This is a genomic window from Vibrio sp. Hal054 (genome assembly GCF_037162405.1).
GTDB classification, from domain to species: Bacteria; Pseudomonadota; Gammaproteobacteria; order Enterobacterales; family Vibrionaceae; genus Vibrio; species Vibrio diazotrophicus.
Window position 1 is genome coordinate 79,031 of sequence record NZ_JARLUT010000002.1, and the last position, 25,081, is coordinate 104,111.

24 protein-coding genes are annotated in these 25,081 nt (G+C 41.1%); 15 read left to right on the forward strand and 9 right to left on the reverse strand.

The features are described from left to right. Positions 1–134: 134 nt before the first annotated feature. Entirely contained in the window at positions 135–1,880 is a 1,746-nt protein-coding gene (locus P4S58_RS16345) for a GGDEF domain-containing protein (RefSeq protein ID WP_337164723.1), read from the forward strand. Positions 1,881–1,935: 55 nt separating this feature from the next. On the opposite strand, the gene P4S58_RS16350 is transcribed toward P4S58_RS16345, so the two are convergent. The 3 genes from P4S58_RS16350 to P4S58_RS16360 form a co-directional block, all read right to left on the reverse strand. Then, on the reverse strand, positions 1,936–2,247 hold the full coding sequence (locus P4S58_RS16350; RefSeq protein WP_102953612.1) for a hypothetical protein: 312 nt from the start codon (positions 2,245–2,247) through the stop codon (positions 1,936–1,938). A gap of 221 nt (positions 2,248–2,468) precedes the next feature. Beyond that, positions 2,469–2,744, reverse strand: a complete 276-nt coding sequence (locus tag P4S58_RS16355) for a D-fructose-6-phosphate amidotransferase (RefSeq protein ID WP_102953611.1) — start codon at positions 2,742–2,744, stop codon at positions 2,469–2,471. A gap of 277 nt (positions 2,745–3,021) precedes the next feature. Further along, positions 3,022–3,498 (reverse strand): DUF1203 domain-containing protein, encoded by a 477-nt coding sequence (locus tag P4S58_RS16360; RefSeq protein ID WP_337164727.1) that lies wholly within the window; start codon positions 3,496–3,498, stop codon positions 3,022–3,024. 367 nt (positions 3,499–3,865) lie between these two features. Between P4S58_RS16360 and P4S58_RS16365 the strand changes: the two genes are divergently transcribed. Together P4S58_RS16365 and P4S58_RS16370 are read left to right on the forward strand one after the other, a co-directional pair. After that, a complete protein-coding gene (locus P4S58_RS16365; protein ID WP_337164728.1) occupies positions 3,866–4,801 on the forward strand; it encodes a universal stress protein in 936 nt (311 codons plus the stop codon). Positions 4,802–5,455: 654 nt separating this feature from the next. Continuing rightward, positions 5,456–5,779: a DUF1840 domain-containing protein gene (locus tag P4S58_RS16370; protein WP_042481601.1), complete on the forward strand. Its 324-nt coding sequence runs from the start codon at positions 5,456–5,458 to the stop codon at positions 5,777–5,779. Positions 5,780–6,098: 319 nt separating this feature from the next. Here P4S58_RS16370 and P4S58_RS16375 read toward each other — a convergent pair whose 3' ends face one another. After that, positions 6,099–6,314 (reverse strand): DUF1127 domain-containing protein, encoded by a 216-nt coding sequence (locus P4S58_RS16375; protein ID WP_081878649.1) that lies wholly within the window; start codon positions 6,312–6,314, stop codon positions 6,099–6,101. Between the two features lie 100 nt (positions 6,315–6,414). Here P4S58_RS16375 and P4S58_RS16380 point away from each other — a divergent pair, with 100 nt between their 5' ends. Both P4S58_RS16380 and P4S58_RS16385 read left to right on the forward strand, forming a co-directional pair. Further along, positions 6,415–7,365 (forward strand): LysR substrate-binding domain-containing protein, encoded by a 951-nt coding sequence (locus P4S58_RS16380; protein ID WP_102965786.1) that lies wholly within the window; start codon positions 6,415–6,417, stop codon positions 7,363–7,365. 389 nt (positions 7,366–7,754) lie between these two features. After that, positions 7,755–8,471 carry a hypothetical protein gene (locus tag P4S58_RS16385; protein ID WP_146029417.1) on the forward strand — a complete coding sequence of 239 codons (717 nt, stop codon included), beginning with the start codon at positions 7,755–7,757 and terminating at the stop codon, positions 8,469–8,471. Here the strand turns inward: P4S58_RS16385 and P4S58_RS16390 are convergent. Further along, on the reverse strand, positions 8,466–9,089 hold the full coding sequence (locus P4S58_RS16390) for a glutathione S-transferase family protein (RefSeq protein WP_102965787.1): 624 nt from the start codon (positions 9,087–9,089) through the stop codon (positions 8,466–8,468). The two genes, P4S58_RS16385 and P4S58_RS16390, sit on opposite strands and share 6 nt — an antisense overlap. A gap of 120 nt (positions 9,090–9,209) precedes the next feature. Between P4S58_RS16390 and P4S58_RS16395 the strand changes: the two genes are divergently transcribed. After that, positions 9,210–10,085: a LysR family transcriptional regulator gene (locus tag P4S58_RS16395; RefSeq protein WP_102968802.1), complete on the forward strand. Its 876-nt coding sequence runs from the start codon at positions 9,210–9,212 to the stop codon at positions 10,083–10,085. Positions 10,086–10,225: 140 nt separating this feature from the next. Here P4S58_RS16395 and ltrA read toward each other — a convergent pair whose 3' ends face one another. Next, positions 10,226–11,698 (reverse strand): group II intron reverse transcriptase/maturase, encoded by a 1,473-nt coding sequence (ltrA, locus tag P4S58_RS16400; protein ID WP_337163954.1) that lies wholly within the window; start codon positions 11,696–11,698, stop codon positions 10,226–10,228. Positions 11,699–12,410: 712 nt separating this feature from the next. On the opposite strand from ltrA, the gene P4S58_RS16405 reads away from it, so the two are divergent. Continuing rightward, positions 12,411–12,953: a hypothetical protein gene (locus tag P4S58_RS16405; RefSeq protein WP_337164733.1), complete on the forward strand. Its 543-nt coding sequence runs from the start codon at positions 12,411–12,413 to the stop codon at positions 12,951–12,953. Positions 12,954–13,174: 221 nt separating this feature from the next. Here the strand turns inward: P4S58_RS16405 and P4S58_RS16410 are convergent, their stop codons facing one another. After that, a complete protein-coding gene (locus P4S58_RS16410) occupies positions 13,175–13,660 on the reverse strand; it encodes a hypothetical protein (RefSeq protein WP_337164734.1) in 486 nt (161 codons plus the stop codon). Positions 13,661–14,309: 649 nt separating this feature from the next. Here P4S58_RS16410 and P4S58_RS16415 point away from each other — a divergent pair. Further along, positions 14,310–14,546 (forward strand): hypothetical protein, encoded by a 237-nt coding sequence (locus P4S58_RS16415; RefSeq protein ID WP_337164735.1) that lies wholly within the window; start codon positions 14,310–14,312, stop codon positions 14,544–14,546. Between the two features lie 375 nt (positions 14,547–14,921). Then, positions 14,922–15,401, forward strand: a complete 480-nt coding sequence (locus P4S58_RS16420) for a hypothetical protein (protein ID WP_337164736.1) — start codon at positions 14,922–14,924, stop codon at positions 15,399–15,401. Positions 15,402–15,982: 581 nt separating this feature from the next. Here P4S58_RS16420 and P4S58_RS16425 read toward each other — a convergent pair. After that, on the reverse strand, positions 15,983–16,369 hold the full coding sequence (locus P4S58_RS16425; RefSeq protein WP_337164738.1) for a hypothetical protein: 387 nt from the start codon (positions 16,367–16,369) through the stop codon (positions 15,983–15,985). Next, on the reverse strand, positions 16,330–16,662 hold the full coding sequence (locus P4S58_RS16430; protein WP_337165806.1) for an MFS transporter: 333 nt from the start codon (positions 16,660–16,662) through the stop codon (positions 16,330–16,332). The genes P4S58_RS16425 and P4S58_RS16430 overlap by 40 nt, the downstream gene beginning before the upstream one ends. A 223-nt stretch (positions 16,663–16,885) precedes the next feature. On the opposite strand from P4S58_RS16430, the gene P4S58_RS16435 reads away from it, so the two are divergent. The 6 genes from P4S58_RS16435 to P4S58_RS16460 all read left to right on the forward strand — a co-directional run bounded on the left by P4S58_RS16435 (position 16,886) and on the right by P4S58_RS16460 (position 25,059). Continuing rightward, positions 16,886–17,215 carry a hypothetical protein gene (locus P4S58_RS16435; protein WP_337164740.1) on the forward strand — a complete coding sequence of 110 codons (330 nt, stop codon included), beginning with the start codon at positions 16,886–16,888 and terminating at the stop codon, positions 17,213–17,215. Between the two features lie 364 nt (positions 17,216–17,579). After that, the gene (locus P4S58_RS16440) at positions 17,580–18,191 is read left to right on the forward strand and encodes a DsbA family protein (RefSeq protein ID WP_180980296.1); all 612 of its coding nucleotides are present in this window, start codon (positions 17,580–17,582) and stop codon (positions 18,189–18,191) included. 493 nt (positions 18,192–18,684) lie between these two features. Next, positions 18,685–19,821 (forward strand): serine hydrolase domain-containing protein, encoded by a 1,137-nt coding sequence (locus tag P4S58_RS16445; RefSeq protein WP_337164742.1) that lies wholly within the window; start codon positions 18,685–18,687, stop codon positions 19,819–19,821. A gap of 164 nt (positions 19,822–19,985) precedes the next feature. Then, positions 19,986–20,639: a TetR/AcrR family transcriptional regulator gene (locus P4S58_RS16450; RefSeq protein WP_337164743.1), complete on the forward strand. Its 654-nt coding sequence runs from the start codon at positions 19,986–19,988 to the stop codon at positions 20,637–20,639. Positions 20,640–20,644: 5 nt separating this feature from the next. Then, the gene (locus P4S58_RS16455; protein ID WP_337164745.1) at positions 20,645–21,961 is read left to right on the forward strand and encodes an efflux RND transporter periplasmic adaptor subunit; all 1,317 of its coding nucleotides are present in this window, start codon (positions 20,645–20,647) and stop codon (positions 21,959–21,961) included. Further along, positions 21,958–25,059, forward strand: coding sequence for an efflux RND transporter permease subunit (locus tag P4S58_RS16460; RefSeq protein ID WP_337164747.1), 3,102 nt, complete (start codon positions 21,958–21,960; stop codon positions 25,057–25,059). Before P4S58_RS16455 ends, P4S58_RS16460 begins: the two co-directional genes overlap by 4 nt. Positions 25,060–25,081: the final 22 nt, after the last annotated feature.

Here is a 25,081-nt window from a genome sequence, read left to right on the forward strand (position 1 = left end):
GAGACATATAACTATGTCGTAGATTCCACTTTTGTTCAGTGCGATTCCGATATTAGCTGTAATGGGCAATTAACGGATGATTTTCTTCTCTTATATCTGATATTGTTTTATTAGAGTTGGCTAAAGTTATAGATATGACGATTCAAACTTCACTGGAGAAGGAAATGAAGTTAAAGCCTCAGTTTATGCTAGTTACTGCTTTGGTGTTTATCGTCACGGCTGGCGCAGTATCTTGGTTAGTTCGAACGCTTGCTGAAGGAATCATAGAGCAGTGGGCTCCGCGTTATATTACGAAGCAAACCCTTTACGATAAAAGCCGAACGCTGCAGCCAATCTTGCGTGAGCTGGCGCTTTCTCGTCAGCTTGCTACTTCTAATACCATTAAACAGTGGGCACATTCTCCTCAAAATGAATCTCTGCAAGCTATTGCGCTCGACGAGTTGGAAAATTATCGCCAGAATTTTCAGGACAAAAGCTATTTTGTCGCTTTGCTGAGTAATGGACACTATTACCACAACAACGCGTTAGACGAGTTTCGCGGTAAAGAATTTCGCTACATATTGAACCCGAGCAAGCAAGAAGACAGCTGGTTTTACAACCTAATCGAACAGAAACGCGACATTCATATCAACGTAAACCCTGACGTTGAGCTCGGCATTACTAAGTTGTGGATTGATGTACTAATTAAAGATGGTGAAGATATCTTCGGTATGGTTGGGACGGGGTTGGATCTCACCACCTTTTTAAACAGTGTGGTGGATGAGGTGGAACCGGGTATACACAGCTTCTTTATTGACCACTCAGGAGCGATTCAGCTTCATCGTGATAAAGCGATGATTGATTATGGGTCAGTGATGAAGGCGCATACAGATCACAAGACGATTGATCTGATTTTTGATAATAAAAATGACTTGGATACCATTTACCAGTTGATGCACCAGTTAGAGTCTGGTGACACGCAAGTCGTTACCACTTTTGTTGATATGCAAGGTTCTCGTCAATTGGTGGGCTTGGTTTATCTGCCTGAAATCGACTGGTACAAAATAACCTTGATAGATCTGAGCATTTTCCTTCCTGTCTCTCACTTCACCAAGATCGTTGTCGTGTTTATAGGCACGCTATTGATTGCTCTGATGCTAATGAACTTGGTGCTAAATCGTTTGGTGTTAAACCCAATCAGCGAACTGGATAAAGCGTTGGTATTGTTTGAGAAAGGGCAGAATCCGAAGTCTGAAATTACCAACCGCAGAAGAGGTGAGTTGGGGCGAGTGATTAACCACTTTATTCAGATGGCTGAAACCGTTTTGCAATCGAAGCGAGATCTTGAACTTAAAGTACAAGAAAGAACCGTAGAGCTAGAACGGCTCACACAAATAGACCCGTTAACAGAACTCTATAATCGACGCGGTATGGCTGAGCAGATTGAAGCGAGTCTGAATCGCGCTGAACGTGAAAGCCTTCCATTGGGTTTGTTGTGGATTGATATTGATTGGTTTAAAGATATCAATGATACCTACGGCCATGCGGCTGGAGATGAATCATTAAAAGCGATAGCGGAAGTCATTCGGGAAACCATACGGTCTTATGATATGGCTGCTCGCTGGGGAGGCGATGAGTTTCTCGTGCTGTTGGTCAATGTTGATGAGAATGAGCTGGCTCAGTTGGCGGAACGTTTATGTTTGCAAATCTCTCGTCATGAGTTCTCAGACAGCTTCTCAATCAGTGTGAGTATTGGCGGTTCTATGCACGTGCAAGGGCAAGATATCGACACTCTATTACAAAATGCCGACCAAGCGTTGTATAAAGCCAAAGATAACGGGAGAAACTGCTTTTATATCAATCAAATAAAAGCACTGAGTGTTAATGAAAGTAACGTTTAAAGCGAATTCGCAATATAGGGAACTCGTATAGTCTTCATGTCATCAGGTTTGAAGACTAAGGCCATGCCCGTTTTTTCGCACCACCATTGGCTTTAATCATATCCATGGTTTTCTTCGATTGCTCTTCAATCGATTTCAAGCTTTTCGTTACAGAGTTTTGGAACTCTGCTTTGCCAGAATCGAACTGCTCAGCAGGCGGTGCTGAAGGGGATTTCAACTGATGTACAAGTTGTACTAATTGCTTATTTTGTCCTTCGAGCGCTTTGACCTGAGCGGTGAGTTCTTTGAGCATTCCGCTTTGCTCTCGGATTTTGGATTCAATGCTGTTAAAAGCTTGAAGGATTTGCCCTATGTTTTGTTCTGCCATCAAGATATCCATATTCGATGTACCAACATAGCTAAAGTATAGGCAAAGCTTTTGGTTTTATGAGCGGATTATTGGTCGATGTTAACAAATTTGTTAATTAGCCTTGGCAACAGACGTTAGGCATTCTACCGACTTTCTATAGGCCTCTTGTTGAAACAAGAGGCGTTCACAGGTCGGTAGAGTAGGTGGAAAAAAACTTGTTTCGATGAATTAGGGGCGTGCTAGTAGTGTTCGCTTTTACTCTTTGATAAGAGATACTCTTCGACAGCTTTGACGATATCGGGGCGATTAATGTACTTGCCAATGAAGTAGGGAGGTACAAAGAAAAACAAGAGGTAAAAAGATTCATCGATGAACTGATTTGCAATTACCACTTCATGATTAAAATAAGCGAATATCGCTAGTGCATCTAGCAAGAAGTAGAGTCCACATAACACCACGGACATAATAAGTAACAACCCGAGCAGGTTTCTTAAAATTACTTTAGACGTCGTCATTTTTAATCCCTCAAAAATTGAACAAGATCTAACGTACTCCTATTTGCTTGGTTGGTTTCTTGATATGAATCAAGTTTCTTTTTCTGTTCCCGAAAATTAAGTTTTCCTATCTGGTAGTACAATTTAAATGAGCGTGATTGGGGAGTTTACTTGGTATCTGCAGAGCCTGTAATCATCACCATTATTGCCGAAACTCGCCTATTGAGCAGACCAAGTTAGCGTATTAAAACTAACTTGGTTAAAGGTAAGAAAAGCATTTAGACGCTTAGAACATTTGTTAAGCTCTGTACACATTGCAATTGAAGCAACCAGGGTTTGCATTATGAATTTGCAGGTATGTGACTTCATTATTTAAAAACTGGCCATGGATAACATTTCCCAGTTCTGCGCCTTGTACGGTTTCTGCGCAAATCATCAAGTTTTTACTATTATATGCCCTCACTGATAACAGCCTTTCTAATAATATTTCTGGTATCTCGTTAATTTCCAATTCGGCGGTTTCAGCATTTTCACGAATGAAAATAGGGCCTGAAGCTTGATATGGTGATTGGACATCATGATGTTTAAAAGCGATGAGCAGAACTCTCTCTCCAACTTCAGCCTCTTTTAAAGATACCCGACAAGGGTAGCCTGGTTTTGAATCTGCAATCAGCCTCCTAGCATTAACTTCTGCGAGTTGTTCCTCACTCCAATTTAGTAGTTCAACAAAAATGTTTTTCTCAATTGGTTTAATTATAAAGTTCGTAGTCTTCATGGTTATTGCCTATCTAAAAATTTTAGGATAGCTATGGCATCAATAAGTTTCTCGCCACAAACGGAACTGTAACTTAAGACAATGGGCAATACGTTCGACTAAAACTAAATGATACAGGGTCGTTCTTATCCGATTGTTTCCTGACATGAATGGCTGACTGCCTGACATCAGTGCATGTATATCAAACTCTTTATCACGAAGTGCTAGGTACAAGTACGTTGACTTGCACTTGGGTATTTTTGGGGTACAGACTTCACTAGCTCTGTTCAATTTCTTTACTAGGACACAATAGCAATTCACGAACTCTTTTCTATAGTTACTTTGTACAAGTTGAAATTGCACAAGATAATTTAGAGGGAGGATAGAAATGATTTTTGATAGAATTTTGATCCCTATAGCCCCAGAACAAGAACTAAACGGATCCCTCCATCAGGCACTTCATTTGTCTAACAAATGTTCGTCGCAGGTAACTTTATTATCCGTCATTAAAGCATTAGATGAGTTTAAAGAGATACATCATATCTCGGGATCCGCATTAGACATACTGGACGAAGCGACTCAGCATTACCACAACGTTTTAAAAGCACACATTCATGAACTGGGAAAGCAATACCCCAACATAAAGTTTGCTACGCAAATTCGCATAGGCATCCCTTTTATTGAAATTATTAAAGAAGCAAAAGAGACTAACTCCTCGCTGATCATGATTGATTCTTATCGCAATACTAAGAAGCAAGCGTGTCAAAGAGGCAGTAATACATTGAATTTAATGCGTAAATCTGAAATTCCTATTTGGTCTGTGAGCAAAAAGCCAAAGGTAATAAGCAACGTAGTGGCGGCGGTTGATTTGACGAACCAAGACTATCAAGATTTCAATTCAAAGCTTATATCTCTAGCCGTAGAGTTTTGTAAAGCCGTTGGTGCTAGTCTTACCTGTTGTCATGTTTGGAAGCTTGAATGTGAAGATTTTCTTAAAAACTGGAGCGGCTATTCCGATATTGATATCGCTCTACTTTCGCAGAAATTGCGTAATGAAAGAATGGAAAGACTAAATTCGTTGTTACTTCCGTATGTTAACAACGCCGTACCAATACAGGTTAAATTACTTGAAGGGGAGCCGAGGGATGTATTGCCGAAGTATGTAAGTAGTAATGAGATAGATTTAGTTATTCTAGGTTCAATGTCTAGAGCTGGGATATCTGGCTTTGTTATGGGAAACACGGCTGAGTCTATGATTAACCAACTTGGATGCTCGGTTATAACTCTAAAACCAGATTCATTTAAATCACCTGTATCACAATGAATGAATAGAAATATAGCTAGATTATTACCAACTCAAGGTTGGGGATAACACATACAATGGTAGGGCTTTCTACTCAAAAACGTTATTCGGTTCTTCTCCGAAGACATTATCCCCAATATTTTTAAGAATCCTTTAGGGTCTGGTTGAGTAAGTGCCAGTGCCCCAAGTTCTTCTATGCTGTAAATACCACCATTAGCGTTCTTAAATTCAGATTTAAGCCTGTTTTCCAACCTGTGGTATCAGGAAAACCAAACCACTCTCGTTCTCGGCTAAAGTCATTTTCCCGCTTTGGTCCTCATCCTGTAGAATTTCGATTTAGTTCAGTATGAATAACATAACATCACCATCTTCGGCGTATAATCGATAACAAGTGAATGAACTAATACTGGCGAAGAAGATTTAACGGATGTGTTGAGAGATATTTTTTACTCACATTTCCGAATCTGGCTTCATCACGAATTCGCACTACAGAAAAACAACTCATATCAAGTTCACAAGAACAATGTTTATCGAAGAATTTTAAGAAAGCCAAAAGGTCCAAGACCTCTGCCAGTTCATAACCTTTTCCATCGTTTATCGAGGTTAAAGGAAGGTGGTCTTTGGAACAAGTTACGCCATAGTTTGGTTTAGATGGCAAGCGAGAGAGGGTTTATTATGTTAGTAACATTTAGCTGTAAAAATCATGCAAATGTCACCATGTTTGGTGAAATTGCACAGGAAATGATAAAAATGATGGGGCATAGTGGGACTGTACCTGGTGCAATTTTGGCACCAAATGTTCCAGAGGCGTTAGCTCATCTAAAGAGCGCGCTTGAACAAGAAAAGCTACGAGATCTTAATATCGCTGAAACGGATGACGAAGATGAAAATGAAAACTCAGAGTACACCGTTTCGATTATTCACAGAGCTTATCCATTGCTTGAGTTACTAAATACAGCCATTGAGGGAAAATGTAACGTTATGTGGGAATCGCAATAACTTACAGGTGCGAGAGACAACTCACACAGCGAGCGGTATGTTGACCAAATTTTAGAAATAACACAATACCGAGTATTTCTCGGTAGTTGAGCGGTTGCCAAACTTGCAATCGTTTCCTGAGATGAGAAAAGCTCAGTTGTTGCAAAATCTGTCCCTTTTTAAGCCGTAATGGTGCCCAGATTATGGTAAGTGATGTAGGGGCAGAATACTAACCAAGCGCATGTCGGAGTACCTCTCTAGCTGTACCCAGATGATACCAATTGGAATGTTCTTCGCCCTAACATTAATCTAGTTAAGTTAGGACGATGGTCGAGATTGACTATTCCCAGAATGCTTTATCTGTTTCTTTTTTTGCAAGCTGCTTGTCTATTCCTAGGTCATCTAAAAGGTAATCGGGTAAATCTTTTAGGTGTCTTCTTGTTACTGAGTTTTGGTGCCAGCGCTTAATGGTAAGTAAGATATTCTTACCTAAGGATAGTGGTGGTTGATCTTGAACTTCAATCCAGTATTTACTGTGCTTTTCTAAGTTATTCATGCGATCACCTATAATTATTGAGTTCGTTATGCTAAATAATCATTGAGGAATAGATGTTTTACAAACGATAGATATTGATGTTTGGATAAGGAAATCTTAAGTGAAAGAGAAGTTACCGCCATTACGCTGGTTATATTATTTTTATGTAGCAGCTGAGAATGGAAGCTTTAAGGTGGCATCAGAGCAGCTATTTGTTACGGCTGCAGCGATAAGTCAACAAATCCGATTGCTTGAAGAATGGCTAGAATGTGAACTTTTTGTCCGTCAGCACCGAAATGTGGAGTTGACTTCGGAAGGGCATATTTTGTTTGAATCTGTCAAACAAGGCTTTTCTCATATGTATGAGGGTATCCGAAAAATTAATCAGGATCCTACTCCGAATCAGCTTTCCATTTCTGTTCAGCCGACCTTTGCTCAGTACTGGTTAATTCCCAAAATTAAGCAGTTTCGCGCGCAATATCCTCAATTATCTTTAATGATTGACCCAACCAATAGGTTAGTGAATTTTCAGAATGATTTAGTGGATATCAGTATTCGTCATGGAACTGGAAATTATGCTGATTGTGAGTCAGTTTGGCTGATGGATGAGGTTATTTATCCGGTATGTCATAAAAATTATCAGAAAGAAAAACAACTATATGACCTTAGTGATCTCATAAAGGCAGATTTAATTGAAGAGATTTCACCAGATAAGGATTGGCCTAGCTGGTTAGAAACCATGAACTTACCCGTTGTTAATGCCTCTCTCCAATATGAGGGATCTCAATTCGTTATGGATGCAGCTCTAGCTGCTCAGGGAGTGGCATTGGTAAAACATAGTTTTGCTCAACGATACATTCAGGATGGACAATTAGTTCGAATTGGCAATAAAGCAGTAAAATCCAGATACAGCTACTATCTGTGCTCACTTCGTAATCATGCCAATCGTGAGAAAAATAAGATATTTATGCAATGGATAAAGTCTGAGGTAGATGCGGTACATAAAAACGACACATCTGGGATAGATTTACGTGAGTTAAAACCAAATGCCAATGGTGTGATTGAGTTCTAAACCGCTGAAGTAATATTGAACCCCGAAGAAATGGATTAAACAAAAGAATCATAAGCTGCATCTCGCGAAGTCACTTTGATGGTTTGGAGTATTTGCTTGAGAACGCTACGAAGTACTGCTGCATTCGCCACTCCTGACCGTGTTAACTCTACAGCAATAATTTCATGAGTATCAGCTTCAACGTCTACAAGGTGAGTCGCTCCTCTCGAATCCTACAACAAAGCCTGAACCGATATAACACATCTTTGCCTAAATTGACCTAATGTTTTTGGTATGAATAAAAGAGGATATCAAGTTGGTATCTATTCCGTTTCCTAAAAGTTGTTTTTTCTTATAAAAGGAATAGTATTACGATTATTATTCAACTTGTTGATTATGAAGAGGGTGTTGTGTATACATGTCGTTATTTAGTACTTTTATTTTTAAGCGTTTATTTTTCTTTTAGTTCAAGCGTGAGTGCAAGTCAGGACACATCCACATTAGCAGAGAAAATATATGTAAAAAATGATCGGTTGTTTTTTCGAGGAGAGATTACCCATGACTCAATAAATTATGCCTTTTCAGAAATAGAAAAATATAAAGGTAACATTCGATATATGACAGTTAAGAGTCAAGGCGGAGATATTATTCCTGCAATGCAGTTGGGACGATGGATTTATGATCACGATATCGCATTAACTGTGGATCAATGTTTTTCCTCCTGTGCTAATTATTTTTTTACTGCAGCAGCCTCTGTTCACATTAACAAGGGAGCAGTTGTAGGATGGCATGGGGGAGCGTTACAAAAGAATTTCAAGCCTGATGCTGATGCAGATTCATATGATTGGAAACATTGGCACACTATAACCACATTAGAACGCAATTTTTTTGAGCATATAGGAGTAAATGAAGATATTACTATCTACGGTCAGTTAAATGATTTTGCTCTAATGAAAGCAGAACCATCTTGTATCGAGGCTGATAAGAAAGGACATCTAGATGGTTGGACTTTTTCAATTGAGGATCTAAAACATTTTGGAGTTAACCATGTAAGCAGTGACAATAAGGTTCCATCCACCGATTACCCTAATGGTTGGACAGCAGTGTGTATCATTCCTGTTTCATGATTCCTTCCGTAGCCCGACATTCGAAAGTTGCATAGGCACAAAGCCAGCTAGTCCTTCTACTCGTTTGAGCCAAGTTTCCAGAACAGGGTAGTCAGCTAAACTTATTCCGCCTTCTGGTGCTAACTTGATATAACTATAGAGGGCTAAATCCGCAATAGTAGGGTTTGTTCCAACCAACCATTGGCGGCCGTTTTGGTAGTTTTGAAGTTGTTTGAGTAGCTTATGTGCTTCTTGAGTGAGTGGTTCACGGTCTATGCTGCGATTGAACAGGTTCGCTGCGCGTAGTTTGGCTATTGAGCCTGCTAGTCGATGAGCCGCTAGAGAAAGAAACTGTTCGATATTTGCACGTGCTAGAGGCGTATTCGGAAGCCATTGCTGTTCTCTATCATAGACGGTAGCGAGATAAACCAAGATTGCGTTTGAGTCAGAAATAACGATTTCACCATCTACTAATACGGGTATTTGACCAAACGGATTAAGTGCCAAAAACTCTGGTCGTTGATGTTCCCCTGCTGGTAAATCGACGGGAATGAGCTCAAAATTCAATTCGAGGATACTTAAAAGCATGTGTACGCGGTGTGCGTGCCCTGAAAAGGGGTGCCAGTATAGTTTTATCATTGTTTTCTCCTAACTCGTTGTCTGTTAGATATTTAAGAACAACTTGCGAAGAAGAAAAACCCCGCTAACATGGAATGATAATTTCCAGCATGTTGACAATTTATGGACACTATAGATGGAATGAGAACAGTTGTGGCAGTAATAGAAACTGGCTCATTTACCGCTGCTTCAGAGCGTTTAGGTATTTCTAAATCTTTGACTTCCAAATACGTTAATCGCGTAGAAGAGCAGCTCGGAGTCACACTGTTTCATCGCACCACCCGCAAGCTTTCCGTTAATCAGTCGGGCCAAGAATACTACCTTCAAGCACAACAGGTTTTAGCTAAGGTTGACCAGCTTTATCACCAACTCCACTCAAATAATAACGAGGCTTCAGGTCCTTTACGTATAACGGCATCACAGGGTTTTGCAGAAGAGTTATTAAGTCCACTTATTCCTGAGTTCCTGGCTCGTTATCCAGATATACAGATTGATATCATCGTGACCAACCAAAAACTTGATTTAGTGGAACAAGCCATAGACATCGCTTTTCGTGCCAGTGAATTAGATGACTCCAGCTTAAGATACCGTAAGGTCATGTCACTTCAAAGTTCAGTTTACGCCGCGCCTGATTTAGCAAGACAGTACTGCCATGATCGGGAAATAACACAATTGCCTTGCCTTATCGATAACAATCTTCACTCCACAGCTCGTTGGCCTGTAGCTAACGCTTTGAACCAGAGCAATAGCTGTAATAGTCTCGCCGTACGTGCCGTTTTCAAAAGCAATAGCCCAAGGCTTATTCGTCAGTTGACGCTCTCAGCAGTCGGAGCAAGTTATCAACCCGATATTATCGTTGCACCTTATGTGGAAAAAGGACTACTGCAAAAGCTTGATATTGGTTTTAAACCACTTAAGTATCCATTGAACGCTCTCTACCGTGGAGGTGCTTATCAACCTGAACGAGTGAAAGTCTTTTTAGATTTTGTTATTGGTAAGCTTGGTACAATTGATTGAACACAGCAGATATGTGCTTGCACGTCTATGTCGAGTAGACGACACCTGTTACCAAGTGTCGTCCCTCTAAGAACCCAGCGTGCAACTTTCACCGCACTAGGCTCAAGCCTTCACGAAGGCACCGATTGGCACCCAGCAACTTACAAAGCAGCGAGAGCAGGCTCATACCAAGAGTTACGGCATTGCCTCTTTGACTTTCTCTTTGCCAAGTATTCTTGGTATTGAGGGTCAAAAGGCGTTGCGGCACTCCTAATTTTTACATGTCTCTCTATTGGCACCTTGGCGATTTGAAACAGATTGAACTGACAATCCATATTCATGAGCTTCTGCCAACCGTGAAATTGCCATTGACCTTGACGGTTGATGAAGTATTTAAGGGCGATCCAAGTTCTAGACTTAGTCGGATGACGCCTTTTAGCCCAGTGCCATAACGCGTGAAATAGCTTGTGACCTACATATCCGAATATCTGTTTAGCAACACAGTGTCGATAGTAATTCGACCAGCCCCTGAGTTTCGGATTTATCAACTTGATTAAATCGTTAACGGGGATGGTTGCGTGCTTTTTGATTAGTTCACGCAAGTTACTCAAGAGCATCAGAGTGTTGGATTTGCTCGGTTTAATGAGCAGTTTTCCTTTGAACTTCCTATGATTGAAACCTAGGAAGTCAAAACCACGGCTGATGTGGGTAATGTGCGTTTTCTCTTCGGAGAGTGTTAAGCCTCTTTCCGCTAAGAACTCAGCAATCAACGGTTTGATATCGTTCTCCAGCACCTCCTTTGAAGCACAGGTGACGACGAAATCATCGGCGTATCCAATAAAGTTGGCTCTCACCCCCTTTTTGAGGGCGGTAGATTTTATGCGTTGTTCCAGACCAGCAAGAGTCATCAACATCAGAGTTGGAGATATAATTCCGCCCTGCGGTGTGCCCTCGACGGTATGGTAGAACAATCCTTTATCTATATAGCCAGATTTCAGCCATTGTCCCAGCATCCGTTTGTCTGCTGGTATGTTTTCGATTAGCCATTGATGTCCAATTTTATCGAAACAGGCTTTAATATCTCCCTCGAGTATCCATTGCGCGGATTTCTTTTGACTTAAACAGATGAAACACTGTTGAATCGCATCAGCAGTGCTTCGATTAGGTCGGAAGCCATAGCTATTGGGATCGGCAACGGTCTCCGATATTGGCTCTAGTGCAAGAAGATGAAGCGCTTGCTGCGCTCTGTCTATCATACAGGGGATACCAAGTGGTCTGAGCTTGCCGTTTTTCTTGGGGATGTAGATACGCTTGAGCGGTTTGGCTTGATAAGCTTTTCTGCTCAATTGATTGACAGCTTTCATGCGGCGCGTATCTGTATTCCAGATAACGCCGTCAATTCCTGGCGTTTTACTGCCTTTGTTTTGTGATACCCGCTTAACAGCAAGAAGCTTTGCTGAACGCGAGTGAGTCAGTATCCATTGCAATGCTTTAGCTTTGCCTTGTTTACCTTCTCGTGTTGCCTTTGCAATACGCATCTGAAGCTTTAATACATGGGATTCTACGACTTTCCAATTTATGGATTGCCATTGAGCACTGTCAGGAGATGCACTAATCTCTTTTGAAATCATCATTTGCTTATCTCCTTGAATAAAGTTCTTCAAATTCTCTTGCAACGGAAGACCAGTCGGAAGTCAGCTCACTTTCGTGATCAGATAGGAATCTGTATCTGCATCGTTACAATGCAGCTTTCGCTTTTTCCAACATCCTCTACCTGCATCACTATCGGCCACAGAGGCTTTCCCAAAGGGAGCGATACAGGCTTACCGTGTTCCGTATGTCGCGCAATGTCAGGGTAGATGCCTGCTATGGAGCGGAGAGCTTAACGATCACGAAAGAGCATGGGGCAATCTCTTTCCAACTCTCGCGCCTTTTGGCTACAGCGTGTTAACCACTTCCGCTGCTTGCAAGGATAACGCCCCTTACGCAGATTCACATATGTTCATCATACTGACTACCTAGCACTCACCCGATTCGTGGTTATCAGGAGAGCCGTCCCCTCACGGTTTCGACCCCGAACGGGATCACCCCATTCTTCGTTACATTGTCAGAGCCGCTACTTTATTCAGGCTCCTAGGTTCATCTGGTGATACAGATGGTTCACTCGTTAAGCGGTGAACAGCGCTTCATACGACTTCACGTCGCACGCCCCTTTTCTTGTTAGAGCTATCACTTCCCATAAACGCGCAAGTCATATTTTGGCTTAATCAATCTAATACCACTAGTATGAAATGAAGTGTCTATCTATCTGGTAGCTCTTCATTTGTCTAACTATATGGAGTCAATATGGGTGATTGGGATTTTCTACATGATATGCATAATGAAGGTTATAGTGCGGATCAAATTGCAGATGCTGCTGCTTGTGGCTATAACCCGTATGAAGTTGATCTGTCAGATTTTGGCTTTTCTCCTGACGAGTGGGAAGCGATTGAAAACAATTATTCAAATGCTGAACATATCGAGGCCAATCCCGAACTTGAAGTGATTTTTGAGAGTTTGGTTACTAGTGCACAATCTTTCTATAAATTGACAAATCGCTACTTACAGATTTGGGGGGAGTTGGGTGAGCTATTTGCCGAAATAGAATACGGAATAAAGCGGCATAAACCACATACTCAAGGCTCTGACGGCAGGCTTGGCAATGATTTTATCGAGATAAAAACTATCTCTCCTGAGAAGAGTAAAGAACAAGTAAAAGTGAAACGTGCTGGGAATTTTAACAAGCTTTTAATTGTAAAAATATCCGATGACTTTACTTTTGAGGGGAAATTGATTGCCCGAAAAGATCTACCGAAAGGCGAAGGAAAGCATGCAAAAGCATCATGGTAAAGTGACGGTAATTATCAAGGGTTAAATTATTTAACAAACGTACATAATTCCGCAGCTTGCATGGTTTTGTCTCGAACTTGTACAGTAGACGCTTCTAACTCAGAAGTGCTCCATTATGTTATTATACCCACTGGCCAACTGTAGTATTTAGTCGTGACTAACCAGCAGATGTCTAAGATCGAGTATGAGTCACTACATCTAAAGTGATAAGTAAATTGCAGCTAATCTTTGATACCGAGAAATACTGACTCGATAAATTTTTTAAAGAAAGATGCTACCCTTGATAACGCTCCAATATTTATAGAGTGACTATCCTTCTCGTAAATATATCGATAATCCAAAAACGCATCCTTAATCTGTTCAAGATCATCGAGCAGTTCAATATTGCTCCCAAGTAAATACTGGCGTTTTAAGCCATCTTGGGTTTTTTCTGGAAGATTATTAAATAAGTTAATTAATGAGTGGCGGCGATCTTTTGTGTGGACAATCATTTCATATGACTCTGCCCAAGGGTTGTCTTCTTTAAATGATGCTTTATGAGTCACATTGAGACTTTTTATAAAAAGTTCTATAGCAAACGACATATTTACGATATATGCATAAGGGTATGGAGCGTTGCCTATTTTTTCTGCCGTTTCATAAAATTGCTCTCCAACCTTATAGACTGACATACCAAAGCCATTGCTTTCAAATTCACGAGTATCCAAATCAACCACCATTATCAATTAAGGTATATGTGCATAATTATCACACTAGCACATAAAAATTAGCATATTGCTCTAACACATTATGTCCAATTCCTTACTAGTTCGAGCAGAGATGACATCGAGCAGAGATAGCACGTTTGTGCCCCAAAGTCAGCCAGCCTCAGATTTAGGACGCACTTCTTTTGTCATTATTTGCCCCATTTTTACTAATAACTTAATATGTAGTCAGTTGTGTATAGTATATTATACCGACACTGTCTTCATTTTAAATTTTGTATTTATTTTAAATCTAATAAAACAATGAGATAAGTGATTTTATTCGGGATTTTTCTCTACACTTATATGGAAGGTGTTTAGTTAAAAGATACTATTAGCTGTGTGAAAGAGCGCAGTTTCGCTGCCACTCTAGAATAAATCAAATAGGAATAACGTTGTTATGTATCTACTTGTCGCGTGGTTAGCCATTTTTTTGATATCGATAAAATCATTGGTAAAGATGTCTCGTCGATCTTATAGAACTAGAACACAAGATAATTCCAGAATATTCTCGACTATAGTATTTTCAATCTTAGCTCACATGAGTTTTATTCACTTTTTGTATATTGAAGCAGAGGGTTGGATATCATGGTTATTTCCATTGATGAACATAATGTTTGTAGTTCAAGTACTTCTAATATCTGATTTGGTCCTAGACAACTATCAGGTGTTTGCCAAGGCGCAGGTTATAAATGACAAGGTTTTACCAATTCTGTTCTCCTTCTCTGGTGTGTTAGCACTTCTCTATTTGTCTGTATATGTCGATGATGCAGTGTTTACCGGGTTATGTGTAATCACCGCGTCTATAGGTATGACGGGGCAGTTAATTACCTATAAAAATGTAAAATGATCACACAGCTAACAAACGACTAAGGTTTCAAGATACTTTCTATTATCTGAACGGATGCCACTAAGTCATTTTAGCTAAGAAGCTTTGTCTAGGGGGCTCTCAGCACGATCCTAGCTAACAAACTCCAGCCCCAATTAAACAATTCTCCGCAAATGCTTTTGCCTACCCTCGTTACTAGTACTTTCACCCATCAAAAGTTATCCAATGGAGTTGTGAGTTCGCGTTTTGGAAAAGGTAAGGCATTATGGAATCTAATATCCGTCAACATTCTTTAACCTATTGATTATATAGCCAATCAATATTATAAATGTTGCATAGTTAAAGATAAGGTGCGGCTTTTAGCCGACTAATAAGCGTTATGTGCAGGAGGCAAATTTGATAAGGTTATTGGCGGTTTTTATTGTAGCTTTTTGCCTTGGAGGATATGCAAGTTTATATATCCTTTCCGAATACGTTATAGATATAAAGGAAAATAATGAGGCCGCTATCAATAGAAAAGTTAGCGTTTCTACGTTTATCAATACACAGAACGCAGAGCCGTTGATCAAGGTTTCGAACATGCTTGCTCGCTATAGCGTTTGTGAACTAGGAACTGAGGAAGGTGATGCTATTGCATTAGCGCTTTCGATGAACTCATTTTATATGGGCTTATCAACTTCACAATCATCAGAAGTTAACTTAGACACTGTTTTTACAGGCTCATTGCTAACTCGAGAGCTAAATGTGAGTTCTCAAAAAATAGAAAAGCTTAATGAACTTATCGGTAAGTATTGTGAGGAGAAGTTTATTAAGTGCGATAAATTTGAAAATTTAAACGAAGAGAAGCTCATAGAGCTGCGTCTGAAATGCACATAACAAGAGATCAAGGAAACGACATACTTTTTCTAATATAACAAGACCGATTTAGCACAATATGTGTAACTCACTTTTGTCCAGAACCTTCACAGTTGTCACCTCGTACCTCAGAACTGCCCCATAGTTTGTTGGCGGGAGGGTGAAGGGTCGGACGCTATCCATTCCCTTGCCACACTTATACTCATGTTGCTCTTAACTCTTGTTTTTCAGGATTCAAGACATAAAGTGCTGATGAAACAATGAGTAGCACTCCAGTAATCGTCCGACTCATTGATATACCGTAATACTCTGCTAAATATCCAAACATCAGAGAAGCGAAAACTCCGCCACAAGTGATCATCACTGAGCTTATTGAGAGCATCGTTGAACGAATTTTTTCCTCTGTATTTTCGTGTAACAGTACAACTTTCAGAGTTGTTGCCCACGGTAAAGAGAAAGAAAAATGCGAGATAACACAGAGTAAAACTCCATAGGTGTGTTGTATATGCTAAGCCAATACACAAGATGTCTGCTAAAGCTCGAGTAGTGAACATAAGAGCTTTATGTGAAGAGTTAAATAAGACTAGAAGTGGAACGGATAGTCACGAAGATACCGCAGACATCAAAAAGTAAAGAGCAGAAATAACCCCGAAGATGACTACACCAAAATGGGTTCCGTGAATAACGTCTGCTAAATAAGGCTGCCAGTAATTTTCGATACTGCTTAAAACTATCCCAAACGCCAAAGTAGCCTGCATCAACCGACTTAAGACACTATGTTTTAATGACTTCTTAAGTGCTTCTAGGCTAGATTTAACAAAATTTGCTTTGGCATCGGTAGGTGTAGCCTTTGCCCGTTTAGGGTTTTCATTCACTAACACACAAGTAACAAAAAGCAGCACGATATTCGCTATACAGGCGGCCAGAACATTAAGGTCATAAATACTGGTCAGGTGAAAGGTGAGTTTTTGGCAATGTTTGGTAGACACCCTCCAATCAGTGAGCCGGTTGCTAAACCTAGGGTGACAATCATATTGATTTTAGCCAGAGCGGAATGATAAGAGTGTTTTCCCTTTGTGCATTGAAAGCGTTCGTAAAACCACGCATCAAGAGTGCCGGAATATACGGCTCTGGACACACCAAACAGCATTATTGCGGCCGAAATGATGAGTGTGAGGTGATGAGCCAAATAAAGCACGATACAACCTAAGCTACTGAAGAAAAGAGATAACAAGTAAGTGTTTCTGCGTCCATAATTATCCGCTACACCTCCCAGAGGTATTTCAAATACAGCGGTACTCCCTAATCCACACCGCCATTACAAGCCCAATATCGCGTAGATTTAGCCCTTTGGACTGAAATATAAGTGTAATGACTGGAATCAATATTCCTGTAATCAGCCAATGTAAGCTTTGCTGAACTCCGAAGCGTCTAATGAGCTCTTTTGGGTTCATGGTCGCAATCTCGACTATTGTTAATGTAAAAAGAATATCTATGCCATTCCGGTGTTTACGAAAGAGCAAGACCAAGCATTTTTTGTGCACCCGCCACTGTTTACCTTTTGGACAGAACTGACTGAGCATCGGACGGCAAATGAAATCGCAGAGTGGTATGAGCTTAATGCCACCTCACTGCATTTATACCTTAGACAACTTGAAAAACTTAAGCTCATTGAGTTACTGGGGCACAACGCTTGTAAATTGTTGGTGCCGACACATACGTCATTTGAAAAAGGTTCTAAGTTTCCACAATTCTTTACCAGCCAAGTGTTGAACCAGCTTCAAGATAGAGTTATTGATTTACAGAGGATAACCAAGCATTCCTTATTTCTTTAAAAGCAGAACTCACACATGAGGAGTTTATCGAGATGACTCACAAGTTAGATGAGTGGATGTTTAATAAACTGCGCGAAAGCCAAGATCTTAGGGCCCGTGAGGGGTTAACTGTAGCACCTTATACATTTGGTTTTATGGCAGGTGATTAAAGAGAATACGGATTAAATTCCCCTTTTCCTCTAACTAAATTATTGATTATAAATGGAACTTCAATTGAAAAGACGGTATAACAAGGTCGTAAGCGCGGACAAAAAACTTGTTGGCTGTTACGCCTCGCTACACATTTTAGCCAACAATTTTTTGCCGGTTACAGCGGCGTTAGGTATGTGTCAGAGATGTTCCCACTAAAATGGAGAGTAATGCAATGCGGTTTATCTATGTCATGGATCCTATGTGTGCTTGGTGCTTTGCTTTTCAACCTGAGTTGGAACAATTCTTGGAAAAGCACCCTACTGCAAAGGTTGACTGGATAATGGGGGGCCTAGCTCCTGATAATGATGTGCCTATGGATGATAATCTGAAGGAAACCATTTCTTCTTATTGGTATCAAATAGAGAAGGTGTCTCACGTAACTTTTAATCATAGTTACTGGGAGTTGAACATACCTTATCGTTCAACATATCAAGCTTGTAGGGCCGTAATATCCGCTGAAAACATGGTAGAAAGTAGCTCTGAGAAAATGGTAAAGGCTATTCAATCAGCTTATTACTTTGAAGCTAAAAATCCGTCGTTGAATCAAACATTGATTGACTGCGCTAAGTCGCTCAATTTGAGTGAAAGCCAGTTTGCACTCAAGTTGAAATCGAAAGAAATAGAGCAGCAGTTTCAGGAGCATTTATATATAGCAGCTCGTTTAAAAGTAAGTGGTTTCCCGGCTCTTTTCTATGTCTCAGAAAGTAATCAGGCTTATCCTTTAGCACTTGGATATTGCAAGTCAAAGGAGCTTTCAAAGCGATTTACCCAAGTAAACACATAACAAAGGTTCAAGAGAAGGTGCAACGCGTGGTTTTTACTTTGCCGTGGTCTATGTGATGACGGTGTTATGTTCTCTGTTCAAATTTGAAGCTTATTTATTTTCTGAAATCTTGCTTTGAAGGTCCATATTCTTAATAGGTTTTGTTGGTGTCGAAAGGACATTTTATTTGTTGTGATAAATACAGCGTTTCTTTACCTAACTTGGTGGACAAATTCGCTCTGAATTAAACTTTTCCGATCTTTAAACTCGTTTTTTGTGTATTGGGTTTTCTTTTTGGTGTGAATTTATATATACAATCAAATGCATATTTTTGAAATGTTAAGACGGACTGTGAACGCTTGGCGTTTTTAGTATGAGTTGAGTTTACGTAATAGCGTTTCCAGTCTCTTGGCTTAGCATTATGTCTGCATTTTGAGTCATGCTTTTGCTCGTTCGAAGTGATGATACTTGAAAGGTTTTGAGGCTATCTTGTTACTATCGTAAGGAATTAGGTGTGAAGGCTTTTAAAGAAACTTGTTTTGTGATTGGTTTTTTATTCTTGTTAGGCTGTACGAGTAACGACAATGGTGATTTGGTTAGAAGCTTTAGTGATTTGAACGAGACAACGCCAGGATGTGCAGTTGGGATCATAAAAAATAACCGTTTTCTCTACGAGGGATATTTTGGCCAATCTAACTTGAAGTACAATATTCCGATAGATAAAAAGACAGTCTTCAACATTGGCTCTAACAGCAAGCATATCACTGCTTCATTGGTGTTATTACTAGAAAGTGAAGGTAAGCTTTCCCGATCCGATAGTCTTGAAAAATATTACCAAGATGGCCCTGATTGGTTCAAGGATATAACGCTCTATCACTTGCTCCACCATCAAAGTGGTTTACCTGACTATATTAATGATATCGAAACAAGGAATGGAGTCATTCGTCAACTTGTCAATGAATCAGAATTGGCTAGTGGGTTAACTATAGGGCAACCAATTCCCAAAGGTACAGTGACAACAGCGGTTGTAAATTGGATGAAAGGTTTGGACTCTCCAATTTTTAAATCAGGCTCTTTAGCGATATATAGTAATACAGGTTATCTGTTATTGGCCGATATTGTTGAGAAGGCAAGTGGTGTTGAATTTAATAAACTTGCCGAAGATAGGTTATTTAAACCACTTGGCATGGAATCGACAACAATACATGGAAAGTTAAATGGTGAGATTAAATGGAGTGCGACAGGATATATTGATTTTGGCGATGGTGTGTATCGTCCAACTGAAAACAATATCGTGACGCAAGGTACTAGTGGGGTAAAAACCACATTATCTGATTATGCTAAGTGGATAAGTCACCTGATGACTCCAAAAACCGATAAAGAGCTTTGGGTTTCATTTCTCAACCCTGATGATCCTGTTTACGGCAAAGCACCGACTTGGAAGTCAGGGCTTCAACATTATTCTAATGGTCTTGTAATTTTTCGCACCAATAAGGGTAGTTCATATACCCATGGTGGATTATCTATCGATGGTATGGCAAGTGATTTTTGGTTTTCACCAAAATTGAAGCTAGGTTACATTCAGCTTTGCAATTTTAATACTACAAGGCGAGTAGATATTTTGGAGTTAGCCCAGCAATATGGTGGTTGACTGTAAGGCTAATTGGCAGCAACTATAGGCGCTCTCTTGGGATTGAACTGCCATCAAATCTTAAAAATTAATCATTTACGTAAATATTGCTTAATTATTGTCATATCCGTAATTTCATCGTCACTCTATAATTAATCAGACATTTAATTAAAGGGACTTTACGTGTGACCACCCATAACAGAAAAGCAGGTCGTCCCAGGGACAATAATATAGACGTTAGGCAAAAGCTTATCGAGCATGCTCGTGAACTGTTCACGTCTATGCCTTACGATAAAGTTTCAAATCGTCAAATTGCCAATCAAGCTGGCGTGAACATCGCGATGATTCACTATTATTTTGGCAACAAAGAAGGGCTATTTGAAACGGTGATACGAGAAACGATCAATCCTATGAAAGAGCGCATACACATGATGGTCAAAGACAGTTCACAAAAGAACTTTCTCGACATTATGCGAACCTACTATCATGAAATGTACAAAATTCCACAGTTTCCCCGTTTAGTGTTTCAAATCATGCACATGGATTCCTCGGAGACTCAGCGCAAACTGCTCGAAAAAGTGTTTGCCGATATCAGTCAACCCATGCAAACGGTGATGTTTGACAAGCTCGTTAACAGCAATATTTTAAAGCCTGATGTTGAGCCTGAATTATGTAAAGTCTCCTATTTTAGCTTGATGGCCTTTCCATTTATTGCCCCGCCAGGGCTCCTTTCTCTCCATGGAATTGAGCTTTCAGAAGATTTCCTTAACCGACTGCTTGAACACAACATAAAACTGATGACTGATGGCATGCTACAACCCAAAAACTTGCAGGATTAACACTTATGAAAATCAATAAAAAATTACTGTTTTTTCCGGCACTTGCCATAGGGATAATCACGTTAATACTTGCCATAAAACTCAAGCCTGATTTACCCGTTAAGCCTGCTGCCGATCGCGCACGTTTGGTGGAAACTGTCCCGTTGCAACGCCAAGCTATAGCGCCACAAGCCATTGGCTATGGCAAGATTGCGCCCAAGGTTGAATGGAAAGCCATTGCAGAAGTAACGGGCAAAATCGTCTACCGACACCCTAAATTAGAAAAAGGCCAAATTCTTCAGGCCGGAACAGAAATACTGCGTATCGATCCACTCGACTACGAACTTAAATTGGCCCAAGCACAGGCGGACCTCAGCTCTGCTCAAACTTCTCTCGCTAGGCTAAGCCAAGAAGAGCGAAATCTAGAGCAGACGCTTAAAATTGAGCGAAATCGTTTAGTGATCGCCAACAAAGAGCTCGAACGTAAACAAAACTTACGGACGAAAGGGCTCACTTCACAATCAGATGTCGATCAGCAAGAGCAAAGCGCACTTTCACAACGCAAGTTAGTGCTCGACATTGAAAATCAAATCGGTTTGATGCCCGACGAAAAACGGGTTGCCGAAGCTTTGGTCAAAGTTAACTCATCTAAAGTGGAAGAAGCGCATCGTTCACTGGAAAAAACCATCATTACTTTGCCCGATGACCTACGTATTGCTCAAGTTGACATTGAGCAATATCAGGTTGTTAATCAGCAGCAAACCATGGTAACCGCACACGGTATGGACATAATGGAAGTTGAGGCTCAACTTTCTATTCATGACATGCGCACGCTCGCCTCAAGTATTGGTAAAGTTAACCGCAATGAATCGGGCATTCCTCAACCCGATATGACCTTTATTGACGCGAGTATTGAATTTAGCAGCGGCAATATGAAGGCAAGTTGGCCTGCGAAAGTGAGCCGAGTTAGCGAAACCGTAGACCCAAATCAGGCCACTGTCGGTGTGATTCTGGAGATCCAACAAGATTATCGTCAGCTAAATCCAAGCTCGCGACCTCCACTTGTCAACGGCATGTTCGTCAGAGCGTTTATCGAAGGGCAGCCGAATCCAAGCTGGGTGATTCCTGAACGAGCATTGCATGGCGATAAAATTTATTTGATGGATGAGGATAATAAGCTGGTGATTGAACCCGTGTCGGTTCTCTACCGTCGTGACAACCAAGTCGTGGTAGAAGGTGACCTAGAAGAAGGGCAAAAGCTGATTCTCAACGATCTGCTACCAGCGATTAACGGCATGCTGCTTAAAGAGGCTGACAAAGGCCACGAGGAGTCAGCGCTATGATTCGATTCTTTGCCAAACATCCAACCGCAGCCAACTTGCTGATGTTGTGTTTGCTTGTATTGGGGGTGACATCGTTATCCAACATTAAGCGCGAGACTTTCCCTGCATTCGATCCTGCTTACATAATGGCAGGCGTGGTCTACCCCGGCGCGTCTCCACAAGAAGTAGAAGAGAGCATTTGTGTTCGAATGGAAGATGCAGTTGACGGTCTTGCGAATATCGAAGAAACGCAATGTGAAGCGGTTGAGGGCTCGGCAAGACTAATCCTAAAGCTTAACGATAAAGCTGACATCGGACGAATGTTGGTCGATGTGCAAACCCAGATCAACTCGATCAATGATTTTCCACAAGAGATTGAATCTCCAGTGGTACAGGAATTGGACTGGAATGAACCTGTGGTGGACGTGGCTATCACCGCAGATACTACATGGCCGGAATTGAAAGCTTACGCAGAACAGCTTAAGCGTACATTAAAGCTCGATTACGACGTTTCTCTGGTTAATATAGCGGGGTTTTCTGATCACCAGTTTCGTGTCGAATTGGACTCGAAAGCCATGCGTCAACTTGGCTTGAGTGTCGGCGACATTGCCACTCAAATTGGTCGTCAGAACATTAAGTTACCAAGTGGTTATATTGAAACACCAGACAAGAACTTTCTTATCCGTTTTGATGACAGGCGCATATCACCGGAGCAACTTGAACTGATCGTCATTGGCTCTGGAGCAAACGGCTCACAGATTCGACTTAAAGACATTGCTACGATTACCGACCGCTTCGAATTAGATGAACAAAAAGTTCTTTTCGATGGTCACCCTTCAGCCCTGCTCAAAGTGAGTAAGAACAAAGAAGATGATGCGCTTAGAATCAAAGAGCGCGTCGCTCAGTTCGTTGAGCAGCAACAAGCAATCGCTCCTGATGGTGTCAGACTAGAAATGACTAATGATATCTCGTCTGTACTGTGGGACCGCTTAAGCATGATGTTTAATAATGGTTGGCAAGGTATCATACTGGTGTTCGCAACCATGTGGCTGTTCTTTAGTTTTCGTTATTCCTTCTGGGTTGCAGCTGGCTTACCCGTTGCTTTCCTTGGTGGTTTATTCCTGATGGCGCAACTCGGGCTGTCAATTAACGTCATGTCTCTTGTCGGCCTGCTGATGGCGGTCGGTATTATGATGGACGATGCGATTGTGATTGCCGAATCCATTGCCTCTCACCTTGATAGGGGGGAAGATGTCGATAATGCCGTCATTAAAGGAGTGAAGAAAGTCCTTCCTGGGGTTGTTTCTTCTTTCCTTACCACTGTGTGTATTTTCGGTAGCTTGTTGTTTTTGCAAGGCGAAATGGGGGCTGTGCTCAAAGCTGTTCCACAAGTGCTGATTCTCGTTCTGATGCTGAGTTTAGTTGAAGCTTTTCTAATTCTTCCTAACCATTTATCGCATTCACTGCATAAAGAGAAGAATGAAAAACCACCTGCAAAATTTAAAAAGAAACTCCTTGATGGTTTTGAGAACTTTCGCAATACAACTCTAGTCAACGCCGTGGAGAAAGTGGTTGAGTTTCGTTACGCCTTTATCGGTGGGATTCTTACACTACTTCTGATTTCCGTAGCTACTATAGCTGGAGGTTTACTCAAGTTTCAGCCTTTCCCGGAGTTAGACGGTGATATCGCCGAAGCACGCATCATTCTGCCCCCTGGGTCATCACTGTCTCAAACTGAGGCCGTGGTTGGCAAGCTCGTTGCGTCTGCTCAGAAGCTAAACAAAGAATGGACACGAGATGTTGAAAACGGTGTTCCACTAATTGAGCATATAACCAGTCAGTTTAATGCCAATGCTGACGCTGACGAGTCGGGACCACATATCGCCACCGTTCGACTTGATCTACTCGGTGCAGAAAGCCGCAATACCGTGATTGATGAGTTCATCACCGCTTGGCGTCAAGATATTGGTGAACTGGCTGATCCCATTTCGCTGGTCTTTAAACAACCAACCATGGGGCCGGGTGGGCGTGCGATTGAAATTCGCGCCAAACATGATGATCTCGATGAACTCAAAGCGGCTTCAATAGATATTCAGCAGTATCTCAACGAATTCGATGGGGTACATGGCGTGCTTGACGATATGCGTATGGGTAAAGAAGAGGTGCTAGTCAAACTTCGCCCAGGCGCTGAAACTTACGGTATCAATGGTCAGTTGGTTGCTAATCAGTTACGTGCGGCCTTTTTTGGTCAGACCGCTGATGAAATTCAGGTTGGTGTCGAAAACATCTCAATTGAAGTGCGTCTCGATAAAATTCAAGCGGGCGACTTACAACAGTTGGCAAATTTCCCAATCATCATGTCAGATGGTAGTCAGATACCACTGGCAACCATCGCAACGTTAGATTTTCAACGTAATTATGTCCGAATCCAACGTATTGATGGCCTTAGAACCATTAGTGTATTTGGTGATGTCGACAGTACCAAAGCCAGCTCAACTGCGATCATCGCTCAATTCCAACGTGAAGAAGCATCTAAACTGATGGCGAAATACCCAGGGTTACGTTTCGATTTTGAAGGCCAAACCAAAGATACCGCTGAAACTGGCGCATCAATGGGCAAAGGTTTCTTACTCGGTCTGTTCGGTGTGTTTGTCATACTTAGTTATCAGTTCCGTAGTTATCTCGAGCCCGTAGTCGTTATGCTTGCGATCCCATTAGCTTTCATTGGCGTGGTTTGGGGACACATATTGCTCGGTCACTCACTGAGCATGCCTAGTTTGTTAGGTTTTGTTTCACTAGCGGGCATCGTGGTTAACGATTCGATCTTGCTAGTGCAGTATATACGTCATCACGTCGATGAAGGTGATAGCGTTCACGACTCTGTGGTGAAAGCAAGCCGAGAGCGTTTCAGAGCGGTGTTCTTGACTTCGATGACCACGGCTGCGGGTTTACTCCCTATATTGACTGAAACCAGCTTGCAAGCTCAGGTCATTCAACCTTTAGTCATCTCTATTGTGTTCGGAATTTTTGCTTCAACCTTGTTGGTGTTATTTATGATCCCGGCGGCCTATTCGGTTCTTGAAGACTTCGGCTTGGTACATAAACACGAGGAAATCTAATTAAGGCAAAGCGGGTTAATTG